Source organism: Nonomuraea mesophila, from assembly GCF_004352805.1.
Taxonomy (GTDB): Bacteria; Actinomycetota; Actinomycetes; order Streptosporangiales; family Streptosporangiaceae; genus Nonomuraea; species Nonomuraea longispora.
Genome location: NZ_SMLD01000233.1, coordinates 1 through 12349 on the forward strand (window position 1 = coordinate 1; position 12349 = coordinate 12349).

Sequence of the window (12349 nt, forward strand, 5' to 3'; positions counted from 1 at the left end):
CACCAGGACCGACTCCACCTGCGGGTCGGGCGGGCTGGGCAGCAGGTCGTCCGGGTGCACCCCCTTGATCAGTTCCCCCATCGCCGTGAACGACCCCACCTCCGCGGCGCAGCTCCCGCAGCCGGCCAGGTGGTGTTCGAAGGCGGTCTTCTCCTCCTCGCTGAGCAGGCCCAGCGCGTACGCGGCCACGTCCTCGTGACGCACCTCCGTCATCGTGGCGTCACCCCCCTGTCGTCGTGACGCACCACGTTCATGGCAGCGTCACCCCCCTTTCCTCGAGCGCCACGCGCAGCGCGCGCATGGCGTAGTACACGCGGGACTTCACCGTGCCCACCGGCACGCCGATCGTCTCCGCCGCCTCCTGGACGGTGCGGTCCAGCAGGAACGTCTCCGTGAGCACCTGACGGTGGGCGGGCGACAACGAGAGCATCGCCTCGGTCACCACGATCTCCCGTAACAGGCGCTCGTCCTCCGCGGCCACGGGCGCGGCTCGGTCCTGGATGTCGTCGACGGTGTCGAGAGGGCGGGCGGCCGAGCGTCTGTGGTCGTCGATGACCACGCGGCGGGCCACCGTGGCCAGCCACGGCATGAGCGAGCCCGTGTCGGTGCGCAGCTCGTGGAGGTTGCGCCAGGCGCGTACCAGGGTCTCCTGCACGACGTCCTCGGCCCAGCGCCGATCGCCGCCCGTCAGCCGGATGGCGAAGGCCATCAGGGGGGCGCCGTACTCGTGGTAGAGGGCTCGGACCATGGCTTCGTCCGTTACGCGGTGATTCACAAGGGGGAGGACTCCTTGCGCTGAGTTATCACGAAATATCGCGCTAGGTACGCTGCTATTGAGAATTAATACTCTAGCCAGCAGCCGGTCGCAGGGCAGGTCGTTTGCCCTATTCGCCACCCAGCTAGATTTAACCGATAAATCGCGTTAACTCTCCTGAGTTCGTGATTTTGATCATGGCCTGGCCGGCCGCCACCCCTCTGACCTGCGCATCGTACGGCGGCGACGCGACAGGGCCGGAAGCACGCCGGCGCGGATCATCACTGGACCCGGCCCGAGCCGCACGCCTAGGCTCTGGAACCGACAACGATCACTGTGAGACTTCTGCCCGGTGACGGAGCTCGGCGTGGGGTGCGCGTCCCCACTCCGCGCCGGCACTGGACGGTTCCAGGCGATGACCACGGGTCGGCACATCAGGACGCCGACGGCCCCGGGTGGTCCCGCCCCGCCGGGCGGCGAAAGGGACGCGCCGTGCTACCGGCGACCTACCGCACCCTGCTGCGCACTCCTGGCGCCACCGCCTTCTTCTCCACCGCCACCGCGGGGCGCATCGGCATCGCGATGACCAGCCTCGGCCTCGTCTGGCTGGTCCACGGCCGGACCGGCTCCTACGCCGTCGCCGGCCTGGTGACCGGCGCCTTCGCCGTCGCGGAGGCCGTGGCCGGGCCGCAACTCGGCCGGCTGGTCGACCGCTTCGGCCAGACCCGGGTGCTGCCGCCCGTGCTGCTCGCCCACGCCGTCGCGGTCGCCACGCTGCTGGCCCTCGTCGCGGCCGGCAGCCCCACGTGGTCGATGTCGGCGGCCGGAGCGGTGGCCGGCGCGACGATCCCGCAGCTCGGCGCGCTGTCCGCGGCCCGCTGGTCGGCCCTGCTGCGCGGCGGCCGGGAAGCCGAGCTGCCCGCCGCCTTCACGCTGGAGTCGCTGGCCAACGCGGTGGCCTACCTGGCCGGTCCCGTCGTGGTCAGCTCGGTCGGGGCGAGCGGCCATCCCGGGATCGGGACCGCGCTCGCGGCCGGCCTGGTGGTGGCGGGCGGGCTGGCGCTCGCCACTCAGCGGCGCACCGCTCCCGCGGCGGCGTCCGAGGCCGGCGAACGCCGCCGGGCGGGCCGGTCACTGCTACGGCCGGGATTCACCGTGATCGCGGGGCTCAACCTCGCCATCGGTGTGTTCTTCGGCGCGATGCAGGTCTCGGTGACCGCCTTCGCCGTCGAGCACGGAGCTCCCGCCGCCGCCGCTCCGCTCTATGCGGCGTCGAGCTGCGGCGGGCTGGTGACCGGCTGGTTGTACGGGCTGCGCCGCCTGCGGGTCGCACCGCGTGCGCAACTGGCGCTCTGTACGTCCTTGCTCGCGGGCGCGTGCCTGCCGCTGCTCGTGACCGATTCGCTGCCGGGCGCCGGGGTGGCGATCGCGCTGACCGGCACGATGGTCACGCCCATCCTGGTGCTCGCGACGGTGTTCACGGAGTCGGTCGTGCACCCGTACGCCCTCACCCAGGCGTTCGCGTGGGCCACCTCGGCGAGCGCGGCGGGCTCGGCCGCCGCGGCGGCGGCCGCCGGGCACGCGGTGGACGCGGCCGGGGCGCACGGCGGCTTCGCGATCGCCTCGGCGGCCACGGCCACGATGACGGTGCTGGCCCTGGCCGGGTGGCGCGCCCTGCACGTACGGACGGAAGCGGGCGTGTGACCGGGCTCGGCGGCGGCCCGGCCTACGACCTTCCGGACCGTCCGTCCGCCATCGACGGGGTGGGCTGTGTCTTCGGCGCCGTCCAGCGTTCGGCCTCCTGGAGCAGTTCGCGGACCGTGGCGCGGCGGTCCTCCCACGGGTCGCCGAGCAGGGCGCGTACCACGTCGATCGCCGCCGGGCGGGACAGCGCGTTCGGGCGGCGGCACTCCTCGATCACCACCCGCAGTTCGGGCACCTGCCCGAGGTAGGGGCGCTCGCCATCGCGGACCGGCCGCCCGGTCGCGGCGAAGACGATCACGTCCGCCCAGTCCCTGACGTCGGCGGAGGGGAACTCGCTGCTGCGCGGCCCCGGCGCGAAGAACGCCCGCCCCTCCGGCCCGATCATGACGTTGCCGGGGTTGAGCCGCAGCCCCGCGATCCCGCCCAGGTGCAGCCTGGCCATGGTGGCGGCGGTGCCCAGCGCGAGCAGGTGCAGCGCCTCCCCCTCGTACGGCCCGGCCGCCTGGACGACGGCGACGAGCGGTTCGCCCTCCGCCAGGTAGTCGCGCGGCAGCAGGGCCAGTCCGTCACTCCATCCCAGAAAGTCCATCGTCGTCCTCCTGGCAGCCGGGGCCCGGGCCCGCCGGCGTCCCGTTCACGGACACCGCCGAGCGCCGTTTCGTCAGGGGGTACGCCGGTCAGCCCTGTGCGGGTTCAACCGGATCACGCGGGTGGACGGAATCGGCATGACACCACCGAGGGGAGATAAGTAGGAAAAGTAGGTATAGTGACACTTGACCCACCGGAGAAGAGGGCGGAGTGCGATGGCCGGGAAGATGATCGAGGGGCCGGACGGCCGCTACATCGTGGGGACGGTGAAGATCGGCGAGAAGGGCCAGATCGTCATCCCCAAGGACGCGCGTGACCTGCTCGGCATCCAGCCGGGCGACACCCTCCTCGTGCTGGTGGACGCCGATCAGGGCATCGCGCTGGTCGACAACGAGCGTTTCCGGCGCTTCGCGACAGGAGTCCTCGCCGTGCAGGACGACCCGCCCGCCGACCCCGAGGAGCCGAGCCGATGACCGGCTACCGCAACCCCTACGAGGGCCGGCGCGACCCCCTGCCGCCCGCCCTCGCCGAGGCGGGCTTCCACCAGGAGCTCGCCGACCTCGGCGGGGTGCTGATCAACTACGTGCGGGGCCCCGGGACCGACCCGCCCCTGCTCCTGATCCCCGGCCAGATGAGCCTGTGGAGCAGCTACCGCAAGGTCATGCCGGAGCTCGCGCGGCAGTTCACGGTGTACGCGATCGACGTGCGGGGGCACGGAAGCTCCTCGTGGACCCCCGGCGACTACTCGTGGGACTCCGCGGGCACGGACATCGCGCGCTTCCTGCGGCAGGTGGTCGGGCGGCCCGCGATCGTCAGCGGCAACTCCTCGGGCGGCGTGCTCGCCCTGTGGTGCGCCGCCAGGGTCCCCGACCACGTCGCGGCGGTCGTCCTGGAGGATCCGCCGATCTTCTCGGCCGAGATGCCGCGCTTCCGTGACCGCGACCGCTGGGTCTACGGCAGCCTCAAGCACACCGTGGACGTGCTCGGCGACCTCGACCGGCAGCGCGTGGCAGACGTCTACCGCCAGGAGATCCCCGTCAAGGAGAACAAGACCATCCGGATGCCGGGCCGCTTCGTCGACCTCCTCGACCGCCTGGTCGCCCGGCACCGGCGCAGGCACCCGGGCAGCCCGGCCTCGCTGGGCGTGCGCTGGCTGCCGGGCTCGCTCGACGACCTCATCCGATCGGCGTCGATGTTCGACCCCGACTTCGCCAGGGCGTTCGTCGACGGCCGCTTCTACGGCGACTTCTCCCACGCGGCCGCGCTGCGGGCGACGACCGCGCCCGTCCTGCTGCTGCACGCCAACTGGAACCGGTTCTGCGCGTACGGCCTCGTCGGCGCCATGGACGACGACGACGCCGCCCGGGTGCGCGAGCTCGCCCCTCAGACCGTCTACCGCCGGATCGACGCCAGGCACGTCATCCACGACCACAAGCCCCAGGAGTTCCTCACCGCCGTGACCGAGTTCGCGGCCGCCATGAGCGGCTCGCCCGCCGCTTGACGCACGGGGTCACGCCACGGCGTCCAGCGCACGGTAGGTGGCACGGTAGGCGCTGGGCGAGGTCCCCACGGCGGCGTGGAAGTGTTTGCGCAGGTTGGCGGCCGTGCCGAGCCCCGCGCGCTCGGCCACCTGGTCCACGGGCAGGTCCGACTCCTCCAGGAGTTCCCTGGCGCGTTCGACCCGCTGCTGGGTGAGCCAGGTCATCGGGGTGGTGCCGACCTCGTCGCGGAAGCGCCGGGTGAAGGTGCGTACGCTCATGGCCTCCTTGGCGGCCATCTGGGCCAGGGTGACGGGCTCGCCCAGCCGGCGCAGGGCCCACTCGCGGGCGGCCGCGGTGGAGGGCGACGACGGCTCCGGCACGGGATGGCGGACGTACTGCGCCTGCCCGCCCTCCCGGTGCGGCGGCACGACGGTGCGGCGGGCGACGTCGTTGGCGACGGCCATGCCGAAGTCGCGGCGGATCATGTGCAGGCACAGGTCGATTCCCGCGGCGCATCCCGCCGACGTCAGGACGTCGCCGCCGTCGGCGTACAGGACGTTCGCGTCCAGCTCCACCTGCGGGAACAGCCGGGCGAAGCGGTCGGCGTAGCGCCAGTGCGTCGTGGCGAGCCGCCCGTCGAGCAGGCCGGCGGAGGCCAGGACGAAGGCGCCCGTGCAGATCGAGGCCACGCGGGTTCCGGGCCTGATGCGGGCGAACGCGCCGGCGAGCGGCGCGCTGAGCGCGGCGTCCCGCTGCTCGTAGTCCTCGTAGGAGGACAACACGATCACTGTGTCGGCCTCCGCCAGCGCCTCGGGGCCGTGCTCGACGTTGACGGTGAAGTCCCCGTCCGTACGCACCGCGCCGGGCCGCAGGGCGCACGTGACGACCTCGTACAGCGGCTCACCTGCCGCCGACGCCCCCGCGCGGGCCTGCCCGAACACCTGGTGGACGATGCCGAGCTCGATCGGCAGGGTCATCTCGCGCGCGAGTACGGCGACGCGATGGCGTACGGGACGGGAGAAAACTGAACGCATGGCCATATTGTTGCGCATGTCGGCTATCCAGCCACTCGTCGACGGGTGACCGCGCCGAAAGGCTGGAGCCATGGTTCAGCACGTACAGACCTCGTCGCCGTCGCAGCCCGGCGCGCGCCCCGGCACGCGCCGCGCGTGGATCGTGGCGGCCGTGGCGGGCGCGGCCATCGTGGCCGCCGGCGCCTTCACGACCGTGCCCGGCCTCCTGATCTCCCCGCTGCACCAGCAGTACGCCTGGGACCGGGGCCAGATCGCCCTGGCCGCCTCCGTCAACATGATCTTCTTCGGCTTCACCGCGCCCTTCGCGGCGGCCCTCATGGAACGCGCCGGCCTCCGCCGCGTGGCGGCGGGCGCCATGCTGCTCATCGCCGCCGGCGCCCTGCTCACCAGCGTGATGACCGCGCCGTGGCAGCTCGTCGTGTACTGGGGTGTCCTGATCGGCCTCGGCAGCGGCTGCCTGACCATGACGTTCGCCGCCATGGTGACCGGCCGCTGGTTCGTACGGCGTCGCGGGCTGGTCACCGGGGTCCTGAGCGCGTCCAGCCATCTGGGACAGCTCGTCTTCCTGCCGCTGCTCGCCTGGTCGGTCGACCGGTTCGGCTGGCGGCCCCCGGTCGTGACGCTGGCCCTCGCCGCCCTGGCCGTGTCGGCCGTGGTGGCGCTGCTGCTGCGCGACCACCCGGCCGACGTCGGCGCGCCGCCGTACGGGGGCGAGCGCTTCGTCGCCAAGCCCGCTCCCGTCCCCGGAGCCGCGCGCCGCACCGTCACGGTCCTCGTCGACGCCGCCCGCACCGGGACGTTCTGGCTGCTGGCCGGCATGTTCGTCATCTGCGGCGCCACCACCAACGGCATCATGTGGAGCAACTGGGTGCCCGCGGCCCACGACCACGGCATGCACGCGACCGCCGCCGCGTCGATGTTGTCCCTGATCGGCGTCTTCTCCGCCCTGGGCGCCGCCGGCTCGGGCTGGCTCACCGACCGTTTCGACCCGCGCCACCTGCTGGCCTGCTTCTTCGCCGTCCGCGCCCTCACCCTGCTGGCGCTGCCGATGGTGCTCTCCGCCACCGTCCAGCCGTCCCTGGTCGGGTTCGCGGTCGTCTACGGCCTCGTCGACGTCGCCACCGTCCCGCCGGTCATCGCGCTCGCCCAGCGCCGCTACGGGGACGACGGCCCCATCGTCTTCGGCTGGGCCAACTCCGCCCACCAGCTCGGCGCGGGCGCCGCGGCCTTCCTCGGGGCGAGCGCCCGCGACCTGCTCGGCACGTACGACGCCGTCTGGGCCGTGCTGAGCGTGGCCTGCGTCGTCGCGGCCCTGACCGCGCCGGCCGTGCGCGTGCCACGAAGTTGACCTTGACGCGACGTCATTGTTTCTCATGGGAGGCGTCCGGCCGAAGAGGGGAGCACGATGGTCAGAGCCGCGCTGCGCGTCCTCGGGTTCGAGCTGAAGGGTCTGGCCAGCATCGCGTTGTGGATCGTGCGCAGGCCCCACGGCGTCCCGCGCGGGGCGGGCTCCTTCTCCTACGCCGGAGAGCAGGCGTTCATGCTGGGGCCCCGCTCGGCCGCCGGGCCGAGATCACCTCGATCCGGTTCTTCGCCGACAAACCCGAGGCGATGTCGGCGGCGCTGCGCCCCCGGCTGACCGTGCCCTCATGAGCCTTCGCCCCGCGTCGCGGGAGCTGTGCGGCGCGGGATCGAGCGCAGGTCGAAGGCGAAACGGGCGGCGGAGTCGGCGATCGCGTCGGCGTTCACGTCGAGCGCCGTGGTGTCGATGTTGCCGATCGTGTCGCACGCCTGGTGGTAGCAGGAGTCGTACGCGGTGCCCGCCGTGCCGCCGAACAACCGCGCCTCCGCGGCCGTCTTGACGCCTTCCGCGCCGGTGAAGATGCCGCCCGCCGGGATGCCGACGGCGATGAAGGGGCCGTAGTCGGAGCGGCCGTCGAAGTCGGTGCCGACGGTGGGCAGGTCGCGGGAGCGGTAGAAGGCCTGGAACTGCCGCTCGATCTGGGCCGAGCCGGGCGGGCCCGCCGCGGCGCCGGTGTCGTCGGAGTCGTCGCCGTCGTACAGCTTGTACGCGAAGTTGGGCGACGCCACCATGTCGAAGTTCAGGTAGAGCCGGATGCGGTCGCGTTCGCTCTGCGGCAGGGACGAGACGTACTGGTCGGAGCCGAGCAGGCCGAGTTCCTCCGCGGCCCAGAAGGTGAAACGCACCCGGTTCCTGACCGGGAAGCGGGCCATCTCCTCGGCCACCTCCAGGATGGCGGCGGTGCCTGAGCCGTTGTCGTTGATGCCGGGACCGGCGGGCACGCTGTCGAGGTGGGCGCCGAGCATGACGACGTTGTCCGGGTCGCCGGCGCGGGTCTCGGCGATGACGTTGTGGTCGGTGCCGATCGCGACGGTGGAGTCGACGGTGAGCCGGACGGTCGCGTCCCGCGCGGCGGCCAGCCGCTCGCCCACCGCGAAGTCGGCGTACACCATGGGGATGCCGGCCCGCCACTCGCCGATGTCGAGCTGCTCGGCCTCCGTACGTCCCTCCTGGCCCTCGTTGAACACGATGATCGCGGCGGCGCCCGCCGCCTTGGCGTTGCGCACCTTCTGGGAGAAGGCGCACGTGCCGCGCTGGATGAGCGCGATCCGGCCCGCCACGAACCCGTCGAAGTCGGAGGCCTCGCAGCCGCTGGTGGAGGACGGCGTGGCGGCCGGGGGCAGCGTCAGGTCCACGGCCTGCACCTGCGCGGTCACGTCGCCGGCCGGGGAAGGCTCGAAGGCGAAGAAGTCCTGCTTGGGGACGTACTCCCGCCGCCCCGGCGCGGTCTCGGTGAGCACGGGCGGGCTGTTCTCGGTCCAGCTCTCGACGAACTCGACGGGCGAGAACGTGACCTTGTAGCCGGCCGCGCGCAGTTTGCCGACCACGTAGTCGCGGGAGGCGTCGTAGCCGGTCGTGCCCGCGGCCCTGTTGCCGCCGTGCGCTGTGGCGATCGCCTGGAGGGCGCGGAGATGTTCCTCGACGTTCGCGCCCCGCACCTGCCTGACCAGCCGGTCCGCATACGTGTCGGCCGGCCCGGCCGCCTGGGCCGACGCCGGCCCGGTCACCGGCCCGCTCAGGAGCGGCAGGGGCAGGGCCAGTGCGGCGATCAGTGCGGTGACGATTCTGCGCATGAACGATTCCCCTGTCGTGGATGGGAATGCGACATTCCCCCGAGCCGCGATCGGGAGGTAAATCCCCAGCTACAAGGCAGACAAGGCCTTCTCCTGCGGCAAAATCAGGACATGTTCGAGTAACGCGTTTACTTGCCCCGGCGTGCGCGGGCGCGGCGTTTGCCCTCATGCATCGCCTGCACGCGGGCCACCGGGATGGTGTGCCCCTCCTCCACCAGGTCGGCGGGCAGCCGCTGCGGCGCGGGCATGAGCTCCGCCCACGGGTCGGCGTCCTTGAGCAGCCCGGCCGCCGTGTGCACGGTGAAGTCGGCGGGCCTCACGCGGTCGAGGTCGTCCCAGGGCACCGGGAAGGAGACGGGCACGCCGGGACGGATGCGGGGACTGTAGGCGGCGACGACCGTCGCGCCACCTGCGCGCGTGGAGTCGAGGAACACCTTGCCCTCGCGGTCCTCCCTGATGAACGCCGTGGTCGCCAGCGCCGGGTCCAGCCGCTCGGCGCGGGCCGCCAGCGCGCGGGTGGCCGCCGCGAGGTCGTCCACCGCCGTGTCGCCGGCCACGGGGACGAACACGTGCACGCCCTTGGCCCCGCTCGTCTTCACCGCCCCCGACAACCCGGCGTCGCTCATGGCCTGGCGCACGAGGAACGCGCCGCGCACGGCCAGCGCGAAGGAGTCGTCGTGCTCGGGCGGGTCGAGGTCGAGGATCAGGTGCGTGGGCCGGTCGCCGGCGAACAAGGCCGGGTGGTATTCCACCGCCCGCTGGTTCGCGAACCACAGGAGCGTACGCCTGTCGTCGCACAGCGCGTACGTCACCTGCCGCTGCGACGCCTCGGCCCAGACGGTGACGGATCTGACCCAGCCGGGCGCGTACTTCGGCAGGTTCTTCTGCATGAACGGCTTCTGTCCTGGGCGGACGCGCATCACGGAGAGCGCGCGGTCGCGCAGGACGGGCACGATGCGGCCGGCCACGGCGTCGAGGTAGTCGACCAGGTCGCGCTTGGTGGCGCCGGCGCCGTCGAACAGCCCTTGGTCGAGGTTGGTCAGGGCGACCCCGTCACGGGTCTCATCGGCGGCCACCCCCCCTACGATGCCACAGACGCCCCAAAACCGACCGGTGGAGTGAGAACCCCATGACCCGCTACCTCTACCTCGCCCGCCACGGCGACGCCACGCCCGACGGCCGGCTGACGGACGCGGGGCGCCGCCAGGCCACGCTGCTCGGCGAGCGGCTCAGCGACGTGCCGCTCGCCGCCGTGCACCACGGCCCGCTCCCCCGTGCGGCCGAGACCGCGCGCCTCGTCGGCGAGCGGCTCCCAGGAGTTCCGCTGGTCGAGTCGCGGGCGGCCGGCGACTACATCCCGTACGTCCCGGTCAGGCAGGACCTGCCGGAGGAGTACGCCGACCGTTTCCTCGAGTTCGTCGGGCGCTTCCCCGAGGACGAGCGCCGCGACGGCCCGGCGCTGGCTCGCGAGGCCGTGGAGCGGTTCACGGGGCCGGCCGCGCAGACCCGCCACGAGCTGGTGGTCACGCACAACTTCCTGATCGGCTGGCTCGTACGCGCCGCCATGGACGCCCCGGACTGGCGCTGGCTGGGCGTCAACCACTGCAACGCCGCCCTGACCGTCATCCGCTACGCGCCCGGCCGCCCGTCGTCCGTGCTGTTCTTCAACGACATGGCCCACCTGCCGGCGGAGCTCAGGTGGACCGGCTTCCCACCCGAGCTCCGCCTGTGATCACTGTCCGAGGTGGTCACCGAGCAGCTTGAAGAACACGTCGCCGCGGACGATCTCGAAGGGGTCGCCGAGGAGCGTGCCGAGTTCGGCGATGTCGCTCGGCGACCAGTTCCAGGCGTTGACGGCGCCGGCGATGAACAGCGGCTTGCCGCCGTCCCATCCCTCGATGTGCTGGACCAGCGTGTCGTGGTATTCCTGGGCGTTGCCGTGCGGCATGAAGTTGCCGATCACGGGCAGCCCGGCGGGGTTGATCTGCAGGTCGCCGGCCTCCCACGACTGGATGATGCCGCGCAGGCCGGTGTTCTTCCTGTACGAGCCCACGATGCGCTCGTCGAAGGCCACCCAGCCGTCGTCCTCCTCGTTGCGGTGATTGTAGGCGTAGACGAGGTCCATGCCGGTCCTGCGCAGGAAACGTCCCGTCAGCTTCGTGTACGCGTCCAGCGCCTCCTCCGGCCACGACCCGGGGTAGGTGTAGCCGGCGCCCGACGGCCCGGCGATCAGCAGGTCGTTGGGCGTGGCGGTGCGCTGGAAGTAGGCGAGGATCGCGGGGCCGATCTCGGCCAGCAGGGGGCTGACGGTCCAGTTGGTGGGCACTTCGCCGCGCTTGTCGTCGTCCCAGATCTGCCGCATCCTGCGCTGGCAGTACTGGACGTTGTCGCCCTCGCCGACGGTGAGCGTGAGGTAGACGCGGTTGCGCAGGGTGGCCCGCGGCCGCGGCGGCACCCGGTCGGAGACCTTGGCCTGGACGCCGGCGTGCACGGTGGCGTTCATGTAGTAGTCGGCGGGGATGACCTCGACGGCGTGTTGCGAGGCACGGTCGACGCCGCCCCATTCGCCGGCCACGTCGTTGGAGAACCACCCGGCGTACGGCGTGGTCGGTTTGACCTTGCCGAGGATCTCGTCGAGCAGCTCGCCCGTCTGGCCGCTGGGCGGCAGCCAGAAGACCATGGCGCGCATGGCGACGGTGTAGTCGCGGAAATAGGGGAAGGGCTCGATCCTGGTCGGCGCGGTGGTGGTGGCTGTCACCAGGAACTGGTTCCACAGGTCCACGTCGACGGTGAGCTGCTGGGTGCCCTCCGGCGCGGTGAAACGGTAGACGAAGTAGCCGCCTCCGTCGGAGAACCGGTTCTGCTTGGCCCCGATCGAGGAGTTGACGCCGTCGAACAGGTACGGCTCCTCGGCCTCCGTGCCGGGCGTGAAGGAGGCGATCTCCTTGCCGTCGGCCTTGACCGTGACCGCGCCGACCGAGGGGCCCCAGCCGTCGTCGCCGAACGAGTCCTGGAAGCGCAGGTAGACGCCGTCCTCGCCGGACAGTTCCTGGCTCAGGTCGAAGGTGCGCACCTCGCGGTTGGAGGTGTCGCGGATGCGCTCGGTCTCCCGGGCGACCTCGCGCCACGGCACGTCCTCCACGCTCACGGTCCTGGTCGGCGGCAGGCCGCTGAGCAGGGCGTGGGTGCAGCGGGGGAACAGGTTGTCGAGCTGCCACCGGTAGGTGCCGAGGACGTCGTCGGGCTTGAACTTCCCGCGCAGGTCGGTGATGGTCTTGAAGCCGTACTCGGCGGCCTGCTCGGCCGTGGCGGCCACGGCCCCCTCCAGGCCGGCGAGGGTGGTGGCGATGTTGACCGAGTCGGGGACGTCGGGGTCGTGCAGGATGGCGCCGCGGGCGTGGCGGCCGTAGCGGGCGACCAGGTCGAGGGCGTTGTCGTGGCGGGTGATGCGCGCGCCCAGGCTGTCGAGCCACGGGACGTCGAAGTTCTCCTTGTTGAAGTTGAAGTAGAGGCGCGGGTTACGGCGGTTGACCACTCCCTGGAGGGTGGTCAGGAGCAGCTGGTCGTTCCCGTGGAGGGTACTCACGTCGGCGTAGTCGAGCCGGGTGGGGCGACCGAAGTTGGGGAGGAGG

Annotated in this window: 12 protein-coding genes; 5 read left to right on the forward strand and 7 right to left on the reverse strand. The window is 72.1% G+C overall.

Features of this window, described 5'->3' with window-relative positions:
* The coding region (locus E1295_RS44065) for a zf-HC2 domain-containing protein (RefSeq protein WP_181958144.1) at positions 1-213 on the reverse strand (213 nt) is incomplete at its 3' end.
* Positions 214-250: 37 nt separating this feature from the next.
* Positions 251-775 (reverse strand): sigma-70 family RNA polymerase sigma factor, encoded by a 525-nt coding sequence (locus E1295_RS44070; RefSeq protein ID WP_425465402.1) that lies wholly within the window; start codon positions 773-775, stop codon positions 251-253.
* A gap of 471 nt (positions 776-1246) precedes the next feature.
* Here E1295_RS44070 and E1295_RS44075 point away from each other — a divergent pair, with 471 nt between their 5' ends.
* Positions 1247-2458, forward strand: coding sequence for an MFS transporter (locus tag E1295_RS44075; protein ID WP_132640685.1), 1212 nt, complete (start codon positions 1247-1249; stop codon positions 2456-2458).
* A 22-nt stretch (positions 2459-2480) separates the two neighbouring features.
* Here the strand turns inward: E1295_RS44075 and E1295_RS49460 are convergent, their stop codons facing one another.
* Positions 2481-3047, reverse strand: a complete 567-nt coding sequence (locus E1295_RS49460; protein ID WP_166427711.1) for a protein kinase family protein — start codon at positions 3045-3047, stop codon at positions 2481-2483.
* 214 nt (positions 3048-3261) lie between these two features.
* Here E1295_RS49460 and E1295_RS44085 point away from each other — a divergent pair, with 214 nt between their 5' ends.
* Positions 3262-3519, forward strand: a complete 258-nt coding sequence (locus E1295_RS44085; RefSeq protein WP_246081127.1) for an AbrB/MazE/SpoVT family DNA-binding domain-containing protein — start codon at positions 3262-3264, stop codon at positions 3517-3519.
* On the forward strand, positions 3516-4547 hold the full coding sequence (locus E1295_RS44090) for an alpha/beta fold hydrolase (RefSeq protein WP_132640687.1): 1032 nt from the start codon (positions 3516-3518) through the stop codon (positions 4545-4547). Before E1295_RS44085 ends, E1295_RS44090 begins: the two co-directional genes overlap by 4 nt.
* 9 nt (positions 4548-4556) lie before the next feature.
* Here the strand turns inward: E1295_RS44090 and E1295_RS44095 are convergent, their stop codons facing one another.
* Entirely contained in the window at positions 4557-5561 is a 1005-nt protein-coding gene (locus E1295_RS44095) for a GlxA family transcriptional regulator (protein ID WP_246081128.1), read from the reverse strand.
* A 70-nt stretch (positions 5562-5631) separates the two neighbouring features.
* Between E1295_RS44095 and E1295_RS44100 the strand changes: the two genes are divergently transcribed.
* Positions 5632-6909 (forward strand): MFS transporter, encoded by a 1278-nt coding sequence (locus E1295_RS44100; RefSeq protein ID WP_132640689.1) that lies wholly within the window; start codon positions 5632-5634, stop codon positions 6907-6909.
* A gap of 299 nt (positions 6910-7208) precedes the next feature.
* Here the strand turns inward: E1295_RS44100 and E1295_RS44105 are convergent, their stop codons facing one another.
* A complete protein-coding gene (locus tag E1295_RS44105; RefSeq protein WP_132640691.1) occupies positions 7209-8717 on the reverse strand; it encodes a M28 family peptidase in 1509 nt (502 codons plus the stop codon).
* A 128-nt stretch (positions 8718-8845) separates the two neighbouring features.
* Positions 8846-9793, reverse strand: a complete 948-nt coding sequence (locus tag E1295_RS44110; protein ID WP_132640693.1) for a DNA polymerase domain-containing protein — start codon at positions 9791-9793, stop codon at positions 8846-8848.
* 53 nt (positions 9794-9846) lie between these two features.
* On the opposite strand from E1295_RS44110, the gene E1295_RS44115 reads away from it, so the two are divergent.
* Positions 9847-10449: a histidine phosphatase family protein gene (locus E1295_RS44115; RefSeq protein WP_132640695.1), complete on the forward strand. Its 603-nt coding sequence runs from the start codon at positions 9847-9849 to the stop codon at positions 10447-10449.
* On the opposite strand, the gene E1295_RS44120 is transcribed toward E1295_RS44115, so the two are convergent.
* On the reverse strand, positions 10450-12349 hold a 1900-nt coding region (locus E1295_RS44120; RefSeq protein WP_132640697.1), incomplete at its 5' end, for a GxGYxYP domain-containing protein.